The organism is Nodosilinea sp. LEGE 06152 (assembly GCF_015207525.1).
Lineage (GTDB): Bacteria > Cyanobacteriota > Cyanobacteriia > Phormidesmidales > Phormidesmidaceae > Nodosilinea.
The window spans coordinates 91,502-110,736 of sequence record NZ_JADEWR010000004.1; the positions used below are offsets into that span (position 1 = coordinate 91,502).

19 protein-coding genes are annotated in these 19,235 nt (G+C 57.3%); 10 read left to right on the plus strand and 9 right to left on the minus strand.

Annotation, left to right across the window (positions count from 1 at the left end):
- Window positions 1–78: 78 nt before the first annotated feature.
- Window positions 79–1,167 (plus strand): chorismate synthase, encoded by a 1,089-nt coding sequence (aroC, locus tag IQ265_RS07675; RefSeq protein ID WP_194052143.1) that lies wholly within the window; start codon window positions 79–81, stop codon window positions 1,165–1,167.
- Between the two features lie 10 nt (window positions 1,168–1,177).
- The gene (locus IQ265_RS07680; RefSeq protein ID WP_194052145.1) at window positions 1,178–1,525 is read left to right on the plus strand and encodes a cupin domain-containing protein; all 348 of its coding nucleotides are present in this window, start codon (window positions 1,178–1,180) and stop codon (window positions 1,523–1,525) included.
- A 146-nt stretch (window positions 1,526–1,671) separates the two neighbouring features.
- Here IQ265_RS07680 and IQ265_RS07685 read toward each other — a convergent pair whose 3' ends face one another.
- Window positions 1,672–2,658 (minus strand): ATP-binding cassette domain-containing protein, encoded by a 987-nt coding sequence (locus tag IQ265_RS07685; protein WP_194052625.1) that lies wholly within the window; start codon window positions 2,656–2,658, stop codon window positions 1,672–1,674.
- A gap of 252 nt (window positions 2,659–2,910) precedes the next feature.
- A complete protein-coding gene (locus IQ265_RS07690; RefSeq protein ID WP_194052146.1) occupies window positions 2,911–3,354 on the minus strand; it encodes an orange carotenoid protein N-terminal domain-containing protein in 444 nt (147 codons plus the stop codon).
- Between the two features lie 484 nt (window positions 3,355–3,838).
- Between IQ265_RS07690 and IQ265_RS07695 the strand changes: the two genes are divergently transcribed.
- Window positions 3,839–4,234, plus strand: a complete 396-nt coding sequence (locus IQ265_RS07695) for a polymer-forming cytoskeletal protein (protein WP_194052147.1) — start codon at window positions 3,839–3,841, stop codon at window positions 4,232–4,234.
- Between the two features lie 157 nt (window positions 4,235–4,391).
- Here the strand turns inward: IQ265_RS07695 and IQ265_RS07700 are convergent, their stop codons facing one another.
- Window positions 4,392–4,547: a hypothetical protein gene (locus IQ265_RS07700; protein ID WP_194052148.1), complete on the minus strand. Its 156-nt coding sequence runs from the start codon at window positions 4,545–4,547 to the stop codon at window positions 4,392–4,394.
- 219 nt (window positions 4,548–4,766) lie between these two features.
- On the opposite strand from IQ265_RS07700, the gene IQ265_RS07705 reads away from it, so the two are divergent.
- The 4 genes from IQ265_RS07705 to lexA all read left to right on the plus strand — a co-directional run bounded on the left by IQ265_RS07705 (window position 4,767) and on the right by lexA (window position 8,735).
- The gene (locus IQ265_RS07705; protein WP_228037697.1) at window positions 4,767–5,186 is read left to right on the plus strand and encodes a hypothetical protein; all 420 of its coding nucleotides are present in this window, start codon (window positions 4,767–4,769) and stop codon (window positions 5,184–5,186) included.
- 142 nt (window positions 5,187–5,328) lie between these two features.
- A complete protein-coding gene (gene cysE, locus IQ265_RS07710) occupies window positions 5,329–6,066 on the plus strand; it encodes a serine O-acetyltransferase (RefSeq protein ID WP_194052150.1) in 738 nt (245 codons plus the stop codon).
- 697 nt (window positions 6,067–6,763) lie between these two features.
- Window positions 6,764–7,909 carry an RNA polymerase sigma factor RpoD gene (rpoD, locus tag IQ265_RS07715; RefSeq protein WP_194052151.1) on the plus strand — a complete coding sequence of 382 codons (1,146 nt, stop codon included), beginning with the start codon at window positions 6,764–6,766 and terminating at the stop codon, window positions 7,907–7,909.
- Between the two features lie 211 nt (window positions 7,910–8,120).
- The gene (gene lexA / locus IQ265_RS07720; RefSeq protein ID WP_194052152.1) at window positions 8,121–8,735 is read left to right on the plus strand and encodes a transcriptional repressor LexA; all 615 of its coding nucleotides are present in this window, start codon (window positions 8,121–8,123) and stop codon (window positions 8,733–8,735) included.
- 207 nt (window positions 8,736–8,942) lie between these two features.
- On the opposite strand, the gene IQ265_RS07725 is transcribed toward lexA, so the two are convergent.
- The 6 genes from IQ265_RS07725 to IQ265_RS07750 form a co-directional block, all read right to left on the minus strand.
- On the minus strand, window positions 8,943–9,467 hold the full coding sequence (locus IQ265_RS07725) for a hypothetical protein (protein ID WP_194052153.1): 525 nt from the start codon (window positions 9,465–9,467) through the stop codon (window positions 8,943–8,945).
- A gap of 18 nt (window positions 9,468–9,485) precedes the next feature.
- Window positions 9,486–10,523, minus strand: a complete 1,038-nt coding sequence (gene lpxD, locus IQ265_RS07730; RefSeq protein WP_194052155.1) for a UDP-3-O-(3-hydroxymyristoyl)glucosamine N-acyltransferase — start codon at window positions 10,521–10,523, stop codon at window positions 9,486–9,488.
- A 49-nt stretch (window positions 10,524–10,572) separates the two neighbouring features.
- Window positions 10,573–11,940 (minus strand): 23S rRNA (uracil(1939)-C(5))-methyltransferase RlmD, encoded by a 1,368-nt coding sequence (gene rlmD, locus IQ265_RS07735; RefSeq protein ID WP_194052157.1) that lies wholly within the window; start codon window positions 11,938–11,940, stop codon window positions 10,573–10,575.
- 96 nt (window positions 11,941–12,036) lie between these two features.
- A complete protein-coding gene (locus IQ265_RS07740; RefSeq protein ID WP_194052159.1) occupies window positions 12,037–12,213 on the minus strand; it encodes a hypothetical protein in 177 nt (58 codons plus the stop codon).
- 201 nt (window positions 12,214–12,414) lie between these two features.
- Window positions 12,415–14,880: an ATP-dependent Clp protease ATP-binding subunit gene (locus tag IQ265_RS07745; protein WP_194052161.1), complete on the minus strand. Its 2,466-nt coding sequence runs from the start codon at window positions 14,878–14,880 to the stop codon at window positions 12,415–12,417.
- A 199-nt stretch (window positions 14,881–15,079) separates the two neighbouring features.
- Window positions 15,080–15,775 carry a GNAT family N-acetyltransferase gene (locus tag IQ265_RS07750; protein ID WP_347404928.1) on the minus strand — a complete coding sequence of 232 codons (696 nt, stop codon included), beginning with the start codon at window positions 15,773–15,775 and terminating at the stop codon, window positions 15,080–15,082.
- A 244-nt stretch (window positions 15,776–16,019) separates the two neighbouring features.
- Here IQ265_RS07750 and lysA point away from each other — a divergent pair, with 244 nt between their 5' ends.
- The 3 genes from lysA (at window position 16,020) to IQ265_RS07765 (ending at window position 19,203) form a co-directional block, all read left to right on the plus strand.
- Complete coding sequence (gene lysA, locus IQ265_RS07755) at window positions 16,020–17,435, plus strand: diaminopimelate decarboxylase (protein WP_194052163.1); 1,416 nt, start codon at window positions 16,020–16,022, stop codon at window positions 17,433–17,435.
- Between the two features lie 95 nt (window positions 17,436–17,530).
- Window positions 17,531–18,451 carry a diadenylate cyclase CdaA gene (cdaA, locus tag IQ265_RS07760; RefSeq protein ID WP_194052165.1) on the plus strand — a complete coding sequence of 307 codons (921 nt, stop codon included), beginning with the start codon at window positions 17,531–17,533 and terminating at the stop codon, window positions 18,449–18,451.
- Entirely contained in the window at window positions 18,448–19,203 is a 756-nt protein-coding gene (locus tag IQ265_RS07765; protein WP_194052167.1) for an isoprenyl transferase, read from the plus strand. The genes cdaA and IQ265_RS07765 overlap by 4 nt, the downstream gene beginning before the upstream one ends.
- Window positions 19,204–19,235: the final 32 nt, after the last annotated feature.

A 19,235-nucleotide genomic window follows, 5' to 3' on the forward strand; every position in this document is an offset into this window, starting at 1 on the left:
AAGCTCCAGCACCTGAGCTGGACCTGGCATAGTAGGATCGGTAGAACAACCTGCACCAGCGCTGGCATTACCGAATCTATGGGCAACACCTTTGGGCATTTATTTCGCATTACCACCTTTGGCGAATCCCACGGCGGTGGGGTAGGGGTGGTGATAGACGGCTGCCCGCCGCGCCTGGCCATCTCCGCCGAAGAGATTCAGGCCGAGCTAGACCGCCGCCGCCCCGGCCAGAGCAAAATTACCACCCCGCGCAAAGAGAGCGATCGCTGCGAAATTCTCTCCGGGGTGTTTGAGGGCCAAACCCTAGGCACGCCCATCTCCATTCTGGTGCGCAACGAGAACACTCGCCCGCAAGACTACAGCGAGATGGTGACCACCTATCGGCCCTCCCACGCCGATGCCACCTACGACGCCAAGTACGGCCTGCGCAACTACCAGGGCGGCGGGCGATCGTCGGCGCGAGAAACCATTGGTCGGGTGGCGGCGGGCGCGATCGCCAAAAAGATTCTCCAGCAGGTCACAGGCACCGAGATCATCGGCTACGTCAAGCGCATTCAGGACCTAGAAGGCACCGTCGACCCAGCCACCGTCACTCTGGAGCAGGTCGAGAGCAATATTGTGCGCTGCCCCGACCCAGTCGCCGCCGAGCGCATGATCGACCGTATCGAAGCCATCCGCGACCAGGGCGACTCCATCGGCGGCGTGGTGGAATGTGTGGCCCGTGGCGTTCGCGTTGGCCTGGGCTCTCCCGTATTCGACAAGCTGGAGGCCGACCTGGCCAAGGGCGTCATGTCGCTACCTGCCAGCAAGGGCTTCGAGATTGGCTCCGGCTTTGCGGGCACCCTGCTCACCGGCAGCCAGCACAACGACGAATTTTACACCGACGAAACCGGCACCCTGCGCACTCGCACCAACCGCTCTGGCGGCACCCAGGGCGGCATCTCCAACGGTGAAAATATTATTATTCGCGTCGCCTTTAAGCCCACCGCTACCATTCGCAAAGCCCAGAACACCGTCACTAATACGGGCGAAGCCACGGTGCTAGAGGCCCGAGGCCGCCACGACCCCTGCGTGCTGCCCCGCGCCGTGCCCATGGTCGAAGCGATGGTGGCCCTGGTACTGTGCGACCACCTGCTGCGCCACCACGGCCAGTGCGAGCTGTTTTAGCGATACCGACATGAAAATTACTGGTTTAGAGCAGGTGCCCGAAGAAGCCGTGTCCCACAACCCGGCGATTAAAAAGCGGGTGCTGCTGCGATCGCACGATCTGCCCCACCTGACCAACTTCTCCCAGGCCTGCTTTGCTCCTGGGCAGATCGCCAACGGCCACAGCCATGCCGATATGGCCGAGGTCTTTTTCGTGGAATCGGGCCACGGCACCATCACCGTTGATGGCCAGCCCTACCCCCTCACCCCCGGCACCTGCATTGCAGTAGAACCCGACGAACACCACGAAGTCGCCAATACCGGCAGCGAAGCTCTCGTCCTCACCTACTTCGGTCTCCGAGTTGAACCACAAGCCTAGTTTTAGACTCTTGCTTGTGAATCGGCACTCCAGCTCAAATCCCGAATAAATACTCCCATGCATGCTACGCCCCTACGGGGTTCCTGGTTATGAATAGAAGTTCCCTCACCGTCCTCATCCCTCACCTTCCTTATCCCCTCACCCACCTACCCGGTCACCACCCCCGCTGCAAACACTCGCCCAATCACTTCCTCTACAGGCGGGTCACTGACGGTCAAATCCTGCACGTCAAGATCGCTTAACAGCTGGCTCACAGTTTGGGTCAGCGCTTCGCGGCGCACAATCAATCGGGCGGTGCAGCCCTCCAGCGACTCTAACTCTCCATAACAGCTCAGGGTGGCGGCATCGCAGTGGGCGGCCAGATCCACAGTGACTTCCCGGTAGGGGGCAAAGCGATCGAGCAGCCCCTCCAGGCTGCCGTCATAGATCAGCCGCCCCTGATAGATCAGCAGCACCCGCTGACACAGGGCGGTAATATCGGCCATGTAGTGGCTGGTCAGCAGAATGGTGGCCTGGTAGCGGCGGTTGTAGTCGCGCAAAAACTCACGCACCGCCACCTGGGCATTGACATCTAAGCCCAGGGTAGGCTCATCGAGAAAGAGCACCCGGGGGCGGTGCAGTAGAGCCGCCATCATTTCAGCCTTCATGCGTTCGCCCAGAGACAGCTTGCGCACCGGCTGATTGAGCTTGTCCTGAAGGGAGAGCATCTCGGTCAGCTCATCCACCCGATAGCGAAATTCCTTGTCGGAGAGGCCATAGATGGCGGCATTGATGCGTAGCGAGTCGAGGGCTGGTAAATCCCACAGCAGCTGCTGCTTTTGCCCCATCACCAGAGTAATATCCTGTAAAAATTCGGCCCGGCGCTGAAAGGGCACCTGATCGCCAACCCGCACTGTACCAGCGGAGGGGTGAATTAGCCCCGTCAGCATTTTGAGCGTAGTGGTCTTACCGGCTCCATTTGGCCCCAAAAACCCTACGATTTCCCCTGGCTCAATGTGAAACGAGATCGCTTGCACCGCTTCTACCATGCGGTACTGACGACGCAAAAAATGCCGCAGGGTGCCCCCAAGCCCCGATTCTTTAACCGCTACGGGGTAGCGCTTGCTAAGCTGATCGACATCGATGCTGGGCATATAGACGCTGGCCATGGAGACTGGGCGTAGGTTGACGGCAGAGCGGAAATAGTCCTGCAAAAGCCTATGAATTTCACTTTACCGCCAACCCCTGCTTCCGACATGTCTTACTCAGCCCTCCACCAGCCCGCTGCCAAACCATTGTTGGACTGAGGTAGACAAACACCTACCCAAGCCACCACCCAATAGGGCTAGCCAGGGGATGGTTAGCCCCTGGCTTTAAGCACCTGGTTTTAATCGTCTAACTCGGGCCTAGCTGACAACTCGGCGCAGGAAGTGAAGGTGCTCATTTAACCCCATGGTGTTGAGACGGGCCAGCAGCGCCTGAGTTTTAGCGGGGCCATCTTGGCAGGTAGCCAGAGGCAGACGATTGGCTGGCATCAGGTGAAACAGCCGATGCCAAAAGGCCAGCTTCATGTTGATATTGAGCGCGTGGTAGGCGACCGTGAAGCGAGTCTCGGCCCCAGAGAGAATATCGCGCAAAATGGCCGCTTGGTCGTCGCGGTCGACCTGCTGAATTTGGCTGAGCAGCTGCTGTACGGCTTGGGAAAACAGCGCCACTGGGGCAATAGCCGCAAAGGCCTGACCCAGGGTATCGTAGGTGTGCCAGAGCACAGCAATTTTGCAGTCTACATCAACTGACTCAAACGCCTGAACGGTTTGCTCAAACTGAAGGCGGACATCAGTAGCGGTCATGGTAGGTTTCCTCTGGGGTTGCTATGGGGGTGGAGATGGAAATGTGACAGCACAGGCTCAGGTGCGCTGTCGAACTGGGTGCGATCGCGAGGGGTAAAACCTCCTGCGCTCATTTACTGGAGCTAAAACAATGTCTTTAAGGGATTGAAGTAAAAAAACAAACGGGAAGGGGGATCAATTTCAATCGAGTTTATCGTCTGTTTATATTGATCCCTGTCCTCTTTGAATAAGGAGCGTTTCTTCCAAGTTTCTTTTGATTTAAAGCTTAGCTAGGGCGAACCGTAGTGCGTATCCTCCCCAGGATGAGGAAATTTCGTTTATTTGGTGGATTGTTGGCCAGGCAGCCGTTGTCTTTTAAGATTTAGTTACATATAAGATTTAGTTACACAGCTAAACCGTCAGGCTGGCGGCGGCTTCTGTAGGGTCAATCTCGCTTAGGCCATTGCTGGGAGTGCTGTTCTCTAGAGTTATGGGGCAATTTCTAATGTTCAAACGCAAGTCGGCTCCGCTGTTGACCTATCTGAGTCAAAAAACCGAGTTTGAGGGGGTGCTCCACGCCGAGGGAATGCTGCGGGTAGACGGCGTTATCCATGGCACCGTGGATATAAAAGGCGATCTTGAGATCTCCTCTACGGGATTGATCGAAGGGCCGGAGGTGAGGGCCCAGAATATTGTGGTGCAGGGGGTGCTGAAGGCGCGAGTGCACGCTGAAGGCAAGCTCACCCTCAGCCGCACGGCCCGCCTAGAGGGCGACGTAGTAGCTGGTGCCCTAGAGATAGAGCCGGGAGCCTACTATACGGGCTACATTGAGACCCGCGATGCCAAATCATTGCCCCCAGCCCGAGAGGTGCCTGAGCTCTACGGCACTACCGAGATCTAGAAACTGTCATCAATGAGTCGCTGATGCTCCATGAATCAGAGGTTATAGCCCCCGGCCTATCTTTCTGGGTCGGGCGTGGCAAGCTGAGGACATCAGGGCTTTAGCCAGAATTGATGACACGCCTTAGGATCTAAATTTGAACGTCGCCCCAGGGCCGCTAGTCGCGCATCAGCCAGGTGACTATCACCAGGGCAACACCGCCCAGCAGCCAGGGCGACGGCACCAGCAGTTGACCCAGATGAGTTAGGTTGTCAATTGTGTGGGCGATCGCCCAGGTGCTCACGATGCAGATCAGCAACAGGATCAGTTCCATCGCTGGTGCCTCCTTTGGCCGCCATGGGCCATTTATCTAGATAAGCTTCAGCAGACCGATTGGTGCAGCTAGAGACAGTTTCAACTTCTGTCTATTATGGCGGCCGATCGCAACCCTGACCCGGCACCATAGAAGAGAACTGTAGAAGACCGGGGCATGGCGATGAAGACTCAACGACGGGGGGCCTTGGCCCTAGTAGCAGGCTTAGCAGTAGGTGCCATGGCCGCCCTTCCAGCCCTGGCTCAAGAGGCAAATTTTGAATCGTTCACGCTTTCTGGGGCCAACTCCACCGCCAGCGTTAGCGGCTTCACCAATGGCCTTTCGGCGCTGTCTAATATCGCTGGGCGCGATCGCAACGGCATTATCTGCGCCGGGTTTGCCGACACCAACCCCGACCACACCATGGTCCTACAGCAAGACCTCGCCTCGCTCACCCTCCAGGTCAACAGCGGCGGCAACGACACCAGTTTGCTGGTGCAGGGGCCCGACGGCACCGTTCGCTGTGGCGAAGACAGCGATCGCCGCAATCCCGACGCCCTCCTTCAGGACCAAAGCTGGTCAGCCGGTACCTATCGCATTTGGGTAGGGTCCCACAACCAGGGTCAGCGCTACAGCTATTCCCTCAGCGTCGGCCCATAGTTCGGCAAAAAAGTCTGGTGAATTTTCTGGCGAAATAAAGTTTGACAGAAAAATATCAGCCCTAGAATCTTGCCCGCGAGTAGGTGTTAGTCGAGGGCAAGCCCACGCTAGGATGAGGAAGCTGCCATTAACTCCATTGCCCGTGCTCAAGACTCTGCTTGCCGACTTTCACATCGTTTTCGAGCGTGACCCAGCGGCCCGCAATTGGCTAGAGGTATTGACCTGCTACCCCGGCTTCCACGCCCTGGCGCTGCACCGATTCAGCCACTGGCTGTGGCACCTGGGCCTGCCGTTAGTACCTCGGCTAATCTCCCACCTGGCCCGATTCTTGACCGGTATAGAAATTCACCCCGGTGCCACCATTGGCAAGGCGGTCTTCATTGACCACGGTATGGGGGTTGTCATTGGCGAGACCGCCATTGTCGGCGACTACGCTCTCATCTATCAAGGCGTCACCCTAGGCGGCACTGGCAAGGAAATTGGCAAGCGCCACCCCACCCTGGGTGACAACGTTGTAGTTGGGGCTGGGGCAAAAGTGCTTGGCAACATCTACATAGGCCACAACGTGCGGATTGGGGCAGGCTCTGTAGTGCTGCGGGAAGTGCCCTCCGACTGCACGGTAGTCGGCGTACCCGGACGGGTTGTGTACCGCGCTGGCGAACGGGTCGACCCATTGGAGCACGGCAGCCTGCCTGACTCTGAGGCCCAAGTCATTCGGGCACTCCTCGATCGCATCGAATTGTTAGAAAAAGAGGTGCAGGCAATCGGCCAAACCCGTTTCCAGCCGGTGCTGGTTGGAGCTGTACAGGCGAAAGATAGCACCTACTGCCGCCTGCAAGATCGAGCTATCGAAGAATTTTTAGATGGCAGCGGCATTTAGCGAATTACACATCCGCTACTGCTTCAAAGATCTAAAGCTCAAATTATTTACCCAAAAAGCGGATCCTTTTTCTCTTAAATGAGAAATCTGGATCCGTTTTTTTATTAGACTCAGGGCCAATTAACTCAGGCATGCGAAGCTTTACGGAATTCTGTTCGCCGCCGCCCTAAAAATGTAAGGGTTCTATCATAGGAGAGACAGCCTTACTCAAGTAGTTTTGCTCCTTATCTGTGGCCAAAGACGTTTCACTTGAATGGCCGCTGCCGACCGCAAAGTGCACCTTGCCCATAGCCAATTTGGTGAATAGGGCCACGAAAAAGTAGTGTATTTGTTCTACAAACTCGGTTTTTCAACTGCGCACAGCATTCATTTTGATCAGGGCTTTACGCCCTAAAGTTAAGCCTTTCAGCCGATTCAATCGCTCTTCTCAAAAGTTGGGGTGGTACATCGCCTGATATTGCAGTTAAAATTGAAAAGCCTCGGCTCCGCTAATGTATTCCTCCTGGTAGAGGCGACAGCGAGCTAGGCCATCAGCTCGGGATCAGTGCTGTAGCTAGCCTACTTATTTGGGCCTATACCACCCGATCGCCAGAAAATAGATCCGCACTTTTTCGGAACTGTGGGCATCTACCGAAGAGAGCTGTTAATCTGATCACAGTCTTTGTCTTTCAACCTTAAGGAGCACGAGGATCGCGGCATGACCCAAGCAAATCATCTGCTCGGCACCATCGACCCTGATACTGAGCTCGATCTACTGATCGACGGTAACGATAGCGATGGCGACGAGAATTTTGTTGCTCAAGATGACGAGGCCGGCGCCGATGACAAAGCGCCTAAGGGGAAAGTAACCCGCCGCCGAACTCAAACCAAGAAGCGCCACTACACCGAAGACTCCATTCGTCTCTACCTGCAAGAGATTGGCCGCATTCGACTACTGCGGGCCGAAGAAGAAATTGAGCTCGCCCGAAAAATTGCCGACCTGCTCAAGCTAGAGCGAATCTACGACGATTTGGCCGACGCCCTTGAGCGCGATCCCTACGATGCTGAATGGGCTGAAGCCGTCAGCAAAGACGAAGGTCAAACCTACAGTCTGGCCAGCTTCCGCCACCGCCTGCACATCGGTCGCCGCGCTAAAGACAAGATGGTGCAGTCTAACCTGCGTCTGGTGGTTTCAATTGCCAAAAAGTACATGAACCGTGGCCTCTCCTTCCAGGATCTAATTCAGGAAGGCAGCCTGGGCCTAATTCGGGCCGCCGAGAAGTTTGACCACGAAAAGGGCTACAAGTTCTCGACCTATGCAACCTGGTGGATTCGTCAGGCCATCACCCGAGCGATCGCCGATCAGTCGCGCACCATTCGCCTGCCGGTGCACCTTTACGAGACAATTTCTCGCATCAAAAAAACCACCAAGCTGCTCTCCCAGGAGCTAGGCCGCAAACCCACCGAAGAGGAAATCGCTACTCGTATGGAGATGACCATCGAGAAGCTGCGGTTTATCGCTAAGTCGGCTCAGCTGCCCATCTCCCTCGAAACACCTATCGGTAAAGAAGAAGATTCTCGCCTGGGCGACTTCATCGAGTCCGATGGCGAAACCCCTGAAGACCAGGTTTCTAAGAGCCTGCTCCGAGAAGACCTCGAGAGTGTGCTGGGCACCCTTAGCCCCCGCGAACGCGACGTACTGCGCCTGCGCTATGGCCTTGACGACGGTCGCATGAAGACCCTCGAGGAAATCGGTCAGATTTTCAATGTCACCCGCGAGCGCATTCGCCAAATTGAGGCCAAGGCTCTTCGCAAGCTGCGCCACCCCAACCGCAACAGCATCCTAAAAGAGTACATTCGCTAAAGCGGTGTTTGAGCCTCAGTCATCTATGGCAGAAAGGCAATAACCCTACCAACAAAAAAGGCTGCCGTCGGGCAGCCTTTTTTGTTGTGCAGCTGTGCGCCTAGGGAAAGTAAGGGTAGATCAATCAACTTTTTCCTGCTACAGTGGACAGATTGCCGCCTAGCTGGTACACTTGTTCCATGAAACGACGTTGATGCTGTGGCTAAACCCTATGGAACCCTTAACAACTGCCCAACAGGAACTCTATGACTGGCTAATCGATTACATCCGAGCCAATCAGCACTCTCCGTCTATTCGCCAAATGATGCGAGCCATGAATTTGCGCTCCCCCGCTCCTATTCAAAGCCGCCTAGAGCACCTCAAAAACAAAGGCTACATTGAGTGGAGCGAAGGCAAAGCCCGCACTATTCGCGTTCGAGATGACGTTCGGGGAGTGCCCATTTTAGGCACCATTGCCGCTGGTTTTGTCAACGAAGCCTTCACCGATGCCGTTGAGCGCTTAGATCTCAACGGCCTGCCCATTCAGTCTGGCGATTACGCCCTCAAAGTGACTGGCGACAGCATGATCGAGGCCATGATTCAGGACGGAGACGTGGTCATCATGCGCCCGGTCAAAGACCCCCACGGCATTCGAGAGGGCACCATTGTCGCTGCTCGGGTTGAGAGCGGCACTACCCTCAAGTCCTTCTATCGCCAGGGCAACCAGGTGCAGCTCAAACCCGCCAATCCCAACTACCCAGTCATGGAGTTTCCGGCCGACCTAGTCGATGTACAGGGGCGGCTTGTCGCCGTATGGCGCGGTATTGATCCCGATTTCGCGATCTAGGGTTTGTATCGACAATTCACATAGTTCTTTTTACCGCTGTTGCGTTTGGCAACAGCGGTTTTTTAGAAGTGTGCTGTTCTTTACCAAGCGGTTGGTAGCCCATTACAACTAAGTGCCCATTCAGAAACGTCCTCAAAAGCCTCTATCCCTCGCGAAGAAGTTGGGGTATTCGAATCGGTTCTAAATTAAATTGATCAACCATTTATTCTAGGCTTCACCCTCTGGGCCATCCTCCCCAATGGGCACTTGAGGGGGATGTTTGAGCACGTATAGACAGTTCTTTAAGGTTTCTCTGACTGACTCGTGGGTGTACTCATCGTCGGGGTGAGGCGGTTGGCCTGGCTGCTGAAAGTAGGGACGACAGTCGTAGATTTGCCCCCAGGTAACATCGGCCTGGCGCACGAGTTCGTAAAAGGTTTCGGGCGATCGCAGTACCGTCTCCAGCAAATCTTTCACGGCTTCGACAGGGTTCTGCGAGTGCTGGCTAAGGCGAGTTTCATCATTACAGAGCCACTGCTCTAGCACTCGATGCAGCGCACCAGGACCGTCGAGCAACGCTTCTTTCAGCGCCTGCTGTGCCCCGTGCTTAGCCTGAACCAGGCGAGGAATGGGCGATTCTCCCTTCATAAAGCTGCCGGCCTCATGCCCGATCGCATCGGCCAGGGTAAACGGACGACTAAGTCGCAGCTCTTGCTGAATATCGGGCGTACCGTTGGCAGAATCGTTGGGCATTGGCTTCTAAACGCGGATTTAGGGCAGTCGCTTTTGCAGCTGCTGAAAGGTTTTGTATATATCTGGCAGGCGGCGGTACACCGCTGAGGCCTTGAGAAATACCTTGTAGGGCAGAGCTGGCGAACCGGCAACCGTTTCACCGGGGGCAACATCGCTGTGGATGCCGGTTTTAGCAGTAGCGATCGCCCCGTCGCCAATCTTAGCCTGATTGGCAATACCCACCTGGCCCGCTAGGATTACTCGATTGCCAACGATCACGCCCCCAGCCATGCCTACCTGAGCGGCCATCACCACCCCTTCGCCCACCTGACAGCCGTGGGCGATGTGTATCAGGTTATCGAGCTTGGTGCCCCGACCCACGCGAGTGGTGCCGACCGCAGGGCGATCAATGGTGGTGTTGCTGCCGATCCGCACGCCATCTTCAATCACCACAATGCCCGACTGCTCCATTTTTTCCCAGCCCTGAGCGGTAGGCACAAAGCCAAAGCCCTCAGCCCCAATCACCGCGCCGCTGTGGATAGCGCAGTCGGCCCCAATCTGGGTTCGCTCGTGGACGGTGCAGTTAGCGTGCAGCACAGTGCGATCGCCCACCTGCACCTCAGGGTAAATCACCACGTTAGGGTGCACACAGACGCCGTCCCCCAGCCTAACCCCAGCCTGAATTACGGCATTGGCTCCGATCGAGACCCGTTCGCCACAGACGGCGGTCGGGTCAATAACGGCGCTGGGATGAATGCCAGCGCCAGGCTGATAGGGCGTGTAGAACAGGGCAATGGCGCGGGCAAAGGCGAGGCGCGGATCAGGGGTGCTAAGCCAAGCCAAGCCGCGATCGGTTGCCTGGGCCTGCATGGTGGGGTTCTGAGGCAAAATCAGGGCGCTGGCCTGGGTCTTGGCCACAAAGGCGGCAAACTTGTCTCCCTCAATGTAGCTCAGCGTCCCTATTGAAGCCTGGTCAACGGCGGCAACCCCAGCGATATCTGGGTCGTGGCTGGGGTCGGTGGTCAAACTGGAGGCCGCAGTAATCTGAATTTTGTCGGCAATGGTGCTGAACTTCATAGGCGCTGAGGATAGGAGCTGGGGACGGGCGCAAAAACCAATCTGGCTTTTACGCTACCAGAAATGCGACGCATTCTACGTGGGGAGTCTGGGGAAAGAAGTCAGCGGGCTGGGCCTTAGTCAGGGTGTAACCGCCCTCCTCCCGCAGCACCTTGAGGTCACGGGCCAGGGTAGCCGGGTCACAGCTCATGTAGACAATACGGGGCGGGTGTAGTTCGAGCAGGGCGTCGAGCACGGGGCGATCGCAGCCCTTACGCGGCGGGTCAAGCACCACCACATCCAGTGGATCGCTGAGGTTGGCAGCCGCCAACGACAGCTGTTCTGACACATCGCCAGCCCGAAATTCTACGTTATCGATGGTGTTCAGTCCGGCATTGATCAGGGCCTGGGCCACGGCCTCAGGCTGCACTTCTATGCCCACAACGCGTTTGGCTTTCTGGGCCAGCGGCAGGGTTAGGGAACCAACGCCGCAGTAGGCATCAATTAGGGTTTCGCTACCGGTGAGCTGCAGCTCGTTTGAGATTACCTGCAAAACCTGCTCGGCCTGCTCAGTATTGACCTGAAAGAAGGTCGTGGCATGGATGCGGAACCGCAGACCTGCAAACATTTCTTCGATGTAAGGCACACCGTCAATAACTAAGGTCTCGGCCCCAAAGATAGCGTTGGTTTTGTCGGGGTTGAGGTTGACGCAGACACCGACAAGAGCGGGGTAGCGATCGCGCCATTCCTGGGCCTGCAGCTCAATATCTTTCAGGTTTGGCGCGGTGGAAACCAGGGTGAGCAGCTGCTGCCCAGTGCGACGGCCCACCCGCAGGGCCAGGTGCCGCAGTCGCCCCTGATGCTTAGTCTCGTTATAGATAGACCAGCCCCGATCCTGAATGTCGCGCTTGACCTCCGCCAGCAGGGGGTTCAGGCGCTCGTCCTGCACAGGGCACTGGTTGAGGTTGACCAGCTTGTGGCTACCCTGGCGAAAGTAGCCCGCCTTGACCTGGCCTTCGGGCGATCGCCCTAGGGGGTAGGTGGCCTTGTTGCGGTAGCCCAAAGGCGCTTCTGCCGCCAAAATTGGCAGCACCTCAAGATCCTCAAACCCACCGATGCGGGTTAGAGCATCGAGCACCTGCTGCTGCTTAGCCGCCAGCTGGGCCGGGTAGTCAATCGACTGCCACTGGCAGCCACCACATTTATCGGCCACAATACAGGCCGCACGCACGCGATCGGGCGAGGGGGTGAGCAGCTGCCGCACTTTGGCTCGGCCAAAGGTGGGCTTGGCCTGCACCAAACGGGCACGTACAGTGTCGCCAGGCACGGTGTCGGGCACAAACACGACCCGCTCCTGCCAACGCCCCAGACCGTCACCACTGCTGCTGAGGTCAGTAATCGCCACGTCAATTGTTTCCCCCTGCTGCCACTGGTCCATGGCTGTGCTCCTGCAATGCTTTTCCAATCCGCTTATCGACTGTAGCAAGGGAAACGACCGATGGGGGAACCCGTGACCTAATGAAACCCTAAGCTCCTAGTCTTCCTCGCTGCGTAGGGCATCAATGGCCTCGGCACTAAGAAGAGGCCTGAGCTGATCCTGAACGGTTTCGGGCTGATTACCCCAAAGCATTTTACAAAAGGCACTTTTGCCCTGCTGGCTAGCTCGGTTAAGCACAACCGCCAATTTTTCGCAGTTGGTGGTGTCGCCCATGGTGAAACCTCTCAAATGGTGTTGCCAGCATAGCGGCTCTGGGTCGCCAGCGCATGACCCATGGGGGTAAAAAGTAAAATGCCGCCCCCAAACGGGAGCGGCAATCTTCACAAGACATAACATAATTCTCGTTACGGGCTGGATAGAGCGGTTGAGCAACTTCAGCCGCTCTTGCACTCTATCCAGCCTGCAGCGCAGTAGCTAGCTCTCGGCGGAGATTAGCTCGCGGCGCTGTTCCGCTTGGATCGTCACCTTGCCGGTGTCGTCGACATCGACGGTAGCGGTATCGCCATCGCCTAGACGACCCGAGAGAATCTCTTCGGCCAGGGTGTCTTCGAGCAGACGCATGATCGCCCGACGCAGCGGCCGTGCCCCATAGCTGGGGTTGTAGCCCTCTTCCACCAGGCGCTCCTTGAAGCGCTCAGTGACCTGCAGGTGAATGTTTTTCTCGGTAAGTCGAGCAAACACCTCCTTGAGCAGGATGTCGGAGATCTCCTTGACCTCGTCTTTGGTGAGCTGACGGAAGACAATGATTTCGTCGAGGCGGTTGAGGAACTCAGGCCGGAAGTACTGCTTGAGTTCTTCGTTGACCAGGGAGCGAATGCGGTTGTACTGCGACTCGGCCTGATCTTGCTCAAACTCGAAGCCGAGACCGCCGCCACCCTTCTCGATCACCTTGGAGCCGATGTTGGAGGTCATGATCAGCAGGGTGTTCTTGAAGTCAACCGTCCGACCCTTGGCATCGGTCAGGCGACCGTCTTCTAGAATTTGCAGCAGCATGTTGAAGACGTCGGGGTGAGCCTTCTCAATTTCGTCGAACAGCACTACGGTGTAGGGCCGACGACGCACCGCCTCGGTGAGCTGACCGCCCTCGTTGTAGCCGACGTAGCCCGGAGGCGAACCGATCAGCTTGGAGACCGTGTGGCGCTCCATAAACTCGGACATATCTAGGCGGATCATGGAGTCTTCGGAGCCGAAGAAGTAAGCCGCCAGAGACTTGGCCAGCTCGGTTTTACCAACCCCGGTGGGGCCGGAGAACACAAAGCTGGCGATCGGTCGGTTGGGGTTTTTGAGGCCGACTCGAGCCCGGCGAATGGCGCGCGAGATGGCTTTCACCGCTTCGTCTTGACCAATTAGACGCTGGTGCAGGGTGTCTTCCATGTGCATCAGCTTCTCGGACTCGGACTCGGTGAGCTTGCTCACCGGTACCCCAGTCCAGGAGGCGACGATGTGGGCGATGTCTTCTTCGCCCACTACAGGCATGTCTTCGCCCTCGGCGTCTTCGGTGACCTTGTTCTGGGCGATCGCCCGAATTTCGGCCTTGATTTCCATCTCGCGATCGCGCAATTCCCCGGCTTTGTCAAAGTCCTGGGAACGCACGGCGTTGTCCTTATCTTTGAGCACCTGGCGCAGCTCGCGATCGAGCTCCTTGGCCGCCGGAGGCAGCTGGGAGTTGATCAGGCGCACGCGGGAACCCGCTTCATCGATCAGGTCGATGGCCTTGTCGGGCAGGAAGCGATCGGCGATGTAGCGATCGGAGAGCTTAGCAGCGGCCTCTAGGGCTTCGTCGGCAATCTTGAGCTTGTGGTGCTGCTCGTAGCGATCGCGCAGACCGTGGAGGATTTCAATGGTTTCATCCACGCTGGGCTCGCCCACCATCACCGGCTGGAAGCGTCGCTCGAGGGCAGCGTCGCGCTCGATGTGCTTGCGGTACTCATCGAGGGTGGTCGCCCCGATGCACTGCAGCTCACCCCGGGCCAGGGCAGGCTTGAGGATGTTGGCGGCGTCGATCGCACCTTCGGCAGCTCCCGCCCCAATTAGGGTGTGAACCTCGTCGATCACCAGGATGACGTTGCCCGCGGTGCGGATCTCATCCATGATTTTCTTCAGGCGCTCTTCAAACTCGCCCCGGTACTTGGTACCGGCCACCAGCAGGCCGATGTCGAGGGTAACCACTCGGCGGTCTTCGAGAATGTCGGGCACGTCGCCGTTGCCGATGCGCTGGGCCAGACCTTCTGCGATCGCGGTTTTACCCACGCCGGGTTCGCCAATTAACACCGGGTTATTTTTGGTGCGCCGACCCAGAATTTGGATAACGCGCTCAATTTCTTTCTGGCGACCCACCACCGGATCGAGCTTACCATCGGCAGCCATTTGAGTCAGATTAGAGCCAAACTCGTCGAGGGTGGGGGTTTTAGTGCGGCCTTGACCGCCCCCGGCAGAGACCTCAGCGGTTTCACCCAGCATGCGAATCACCTGAGTGCGCACCTTGGAGAGATCAACGCCCAGATTTTCAAGAACGCGGGCCGCGACCCCCTCGCCTTCGCGGATCAGTCCCAGGAGTAGGTGCTCGGTGCCAATGTAATTGTGGCCGAGCTGACGGGCCTCTTCCAGGGAGAGTTCAAGCACACGCTTGGCTCGGGGGGTAAAGGGAATTTCAACGGCGACAAAACCAGAGCCACGACCAATAATCTTTTCAACTTCGATACGTGCGTCTTTGAGGTTGACGCCCATCGACTTCAAGACCTTGGCGGCTACGCCTGTGCCTTCCCCAATTAACCCCAGGAGAATCTGCTCGGTGCCCACAAAGTTGTGGCCTAACCGACGAGCTTCCTCCTGCGCCAGCATGATGACCTTGATTGCTTTTTCTGTGAAGCGTTCAAACATGATGGTATTAATCACCTGGTGCGTGCCGGATAGGCAAATTCTAGCACAGTGATTTTTGTCGGTTGTGCCCTACTAAACAGCCGGTTTACCGCGCCTAGTTAGCGTGCTCGTAAAACTGCAAAAACAGCTTGGGATCGCCAATGGTCAATAGGTTGAGATTTGAAAAAATGTAAATTTTCTCAACTTTAAAGGTTCGGTTTCAGGTTCGGTTGCCCGCTATTTTTTCATTTTCAATCTGCCAACCCTGTCGTTTAAGCCGGTGACGCGCCGCGCGGTATCGCTGCCCCAGGCGATCGCGAAATTCAGGCATTTTGAGGGAATTTTGCCAAAGAATCAGGGCATCTTCGCCGTCAGCATAGTAGCGGCGGCGGCGGCCCAAGGTCTCAAAGCCAAAGTTTTCGTAGAGAGCCAGGGCGCGACTGTTAGAGGGACGCACCTCCAGGGTGGCGCGGGTCAGGACAATGTGGTCGTCCGGGGCCGCTCTTTGATAGTTGCAGGCATCGAAGAGCAGATTTACCAGTAGCCATTGACCCAGGCCCCGCCGCTGGTAGCGGGGATCGACCGCCAGTATAGTAATGTGGGCCTCATCCAAAATGGCCCAGTAGCAGCCCAGCCCCAGCAGGGTGGGGGCCGCCTCAGGCTCATTGACCGCATCTGCCTCACGTTCATCTGACTCAGTGACGCTAGCGGTTTTCTTAAGCTCGCCTGGTTCTGAGCCCTTATCCCGGTCAGCTTGCGGGTCAGCCATCGAAGCAATCGATAGATCGGTGGCGTCTCCCCCAGTAGCATTGGGCCTGTGGACCAACATCAGCAACCGGCTGTTGGGGCTATTGATCTCACGGCTGTAGGCCCCTGCTGACCACAACCCCCCTAGGGCGCTTTGGTCGAGTGCCACTAGGGCAGGGATGTCAGCGTGGCTTGGAGTCTGGCAGGAAAGATAGCCCACAGTGTGATTGGCCAAATACAAATAACTTAATTGGCTCAAAACTGGCACAGCCCTTAATTGTACACTGAGGGTTGGGGCGCGGCGCGATCGCCTAAAGCGCTGCCTCGTGGACAACCGCCGGTTTGGAGTCGCAGCTGTCTCCTCAAGTTCTTAAACCCTGCCCATCTCTTTCGTTTCTGTGAGCGCAACGTCTATGGTTTCGACTTCCCCTATACCGGCCTCGACCGCCGATAGCCGCCAGTACCTGCCCCCCGACAGCTCAACCGGAGCGCTGTCCCCGAACCAGCAGCTTTTGCCCCTGACTACCACCGTTACCCCCGACGACCACTTGAGCGTCGGCGGCTGTGACGTCGTCGATCTAGTCGAGCGGTTTGGTACCCCCCTCTATATTTTGGATCACCACACCTTGCGCACCGCCTGTCGCCAGTACCGCCAGGGCTTTAAGCGCTACTATCCGGGCGAGGCGCTGGTGCTCTATGCCTCTAAGGCCTGGAGCTGTATGGCAATCTGCGCGATCGTGACCGACGAGGGGCTGGGCATTGATGTCGTCTCAGCCGGGGAACTGTTGACCGCCACCGAAGCCGGAGCCGCCCCAGCCAATCTTTATTTCCACGGCAACAATAAGTCTTTAGAAGAGCTAACTCTGGCCGTCGAGGTGGGCTGCCGCATTGTCGTCGACAACTGGCTAGAGCTTAAAACCCTGGGCGAAATTGCCACCCAGACAGGCAAAACCGTACCCGTTCTGCTGCGGGTCACCCCCGGCATCGAGTGCCACACCCATGAATACATTCGCACCGGCCACCTCGACAGCAAGTTTGGCTTTGACCCCGACCAAATCGAAGCGGTGTTTGAATTTCTGTCTGGGCAGCCGCAGCTCAACTGTCTGGGGGTACATGCCCACATTGGTTCACAAATTTTTGAGCTCAACCCCCACACCGACCTGGGCGGTGTTATGGCCCAGTGGATGGTGACAGCTCAGCGCTATGGTCTCACCCTGACAGAACTCGACGTGGGCGGGGGCCTGGGCATTCGCTACACCGAGAGCGACGACCCGCCGAGCATCGACACCTGGGTAAAGACCGTGTGCGATAGCGTGGTAGCCGCCTGCGAGGCCAAGGGCATTCCCCTGCCCCGGCTGCTGTGCGAACCAGGGCGATCGCTGATTGGCCCCGCCTGCGTCACCGCCTATCGCGTCGGCAGTCAAAAGGTGATCCCTGGGCTGCGCACCTACGCCTCGGTGGACGGCGGCATGTCAGACAACCCCCGCCCCATTACCTATCAGTCGGTCTATCGGGCCCTGGTGGCCAATCGCATGACTGCGCCCCTGGCCGAAACTATTACCCTGGCCGGTAAACACTGTGAGTCAGGCGATATTTTAATTAAAGATGCGGCTCTGCCTGAGTTGAAGAGTGGCGATGTAGTTACTATTGCGGGCACGGGTGCCTACAATTACAGCATGGCTTCGAACTACAACCGGGTGCCTCGGCCGGCGGCAGTGCTGGTGACCGAAGGTGACGCCACCTTGATTATTCGGCGGGAAACCGTAGCCGATTTGCTTCGTCAGGACTGCTTACCCGAAGCCCTGCGACCCAAAGCCAAATCACCCTAAGCCAGCGCCGGTTGCTAGCCTTGGACAGGGTTTTGCCGGGGGCTGATCGGGCCACCCTATCGCACAGCCGCTCAGGCACCATCCTCTAACGCTGCATGAACTACCTCTGGGAGCAATGGCTAGCAAACCTTGACCAGGTTAGGTTCGTGCTTCAGGCGCTCGACATTGTGCTGGTGCTGCTGCTGAGCTACGTGGTGCTGGTGATCATCGGCGAGCGCCGCACCCTCTGGATGGTGCGGGGGCTGATTTTCTTGATGCTGGCGGCAGCGCTGGGCAAATTTTTGGGCCTGGCGCTGCTGGGCTTTGTGCTCGACAAGCTGGTAATTGGCTCGGCGGTAGCGATGGCCTTCATGCTGCAGGGGGAGTTTCGGCGGCTGCTAGAGCTACTTGGCCAGGGCCGGGTGTGGGAACTGCTCAGCCCCTCCCGCGAAACCATGCCCCAGCCCGACAACGTAATCGACGAAATTGTCGATGCCGTTAAGGAGCTGTCTCAAAACCGCACCGGGGCTTTGCTCATTCTCGAAATCGACAAGCTGATCGACGAGCGAGACTTTACGGTGCCGGGGGTGCGCATCAATGCGGAAGTGTCTAAGGAGCTGATTCAAACCATTTTTCAAACCAGCACCCTGCTCCACGATGGGGCCATGCTGGTACGAGGTTCGCGAATTGCGGCGGCGGGGGTAATTTTGCCCATTTCGGAGCGGGTGGCCTCACGGCAGTTGGGCACCCGTCACCGGGCGGCGATGGGCATTACCGAGCGAGTGGAGCACTGTCTTTGTGTTGTGGTATCCGAAGAAACAGGGTCTATTTCTTTGGCGGAAGGCGGTATTCTAGATCGGCCTCTGACCAGCAGCCGCCTGCGCAGTATTCTGCGGTCTAAGTTTTCAAAGTCGGTAGATCGCGAGGCGGTGGCCCCTCAACTCAGAAGCCTTGGTCGGCGGTTGGGTAGCCTTGGGGTTGCCTACGTGCTGCGCTTGTTTCGTCTCCCTTCATCGTCTCCCCGAGAGAAAAAATGACCACCAAGCCTGTTGTTCGCTACGCCCTGCCCGCCGACCTCCAGCCCGATCGCCTGCCTCAGCACGTAGCGGTAATTATGGATGGCAACGGACGCTGGGCAAAACAGCGGGGGCTACCGCGCATTATGGGCCACCGCCGGGGGGTTGAGACCCTCAAAACACTGCTGCGCTGCTGCCGCGACTGGAACATTGGGGCCCTGACGGCCTATGCTTTTTCGACCGAGAACTGGGGCCGTCCGGTCGAGGAGGTAGATTTTTTGATGGCGCTGTTTGAGCGGGTGCTGCGCCAGGAACTGTTGGAAATGATGGAAGAAAACGTTCGCATTCGCTTTGTGGGCAATCTGGCGGCACTGCCGCGATCGCTCCAGGGTGAGATTCACCAGGCCGTAACCCAAACCCAGGGCAACCACGGCATCGAGTTTACGGTAGCCACCAACTACGGCGGTCGGCAGGAGATTGTGCAGGCCTGCCGCTCGATCGCTGAACAGGTACAGCAGGGCAAGCTCAGCCCCGAAGATATCAGTGAGGAGCTGTTTGGTCGCCACCTGTATACCGCTGGCATTAGCGACCCCGACCTGCTGATTCGAACCAGCGGCGAAATGCGGATCAGCAATTTTTTGCTGTGGCAGCTGGCCTACGCCGAAATCTATGTGACCGAAACCCTGTGGCCCGACTTCGATGTTTCAGAGTTTCACCGGGCGATTTACGCTTACCAGCAGCGCGATCGCAGGTTTGGCAAGATTAAAGGATAACCCCCTGCCCAGCTAGCCCTGCCAGTACTCGC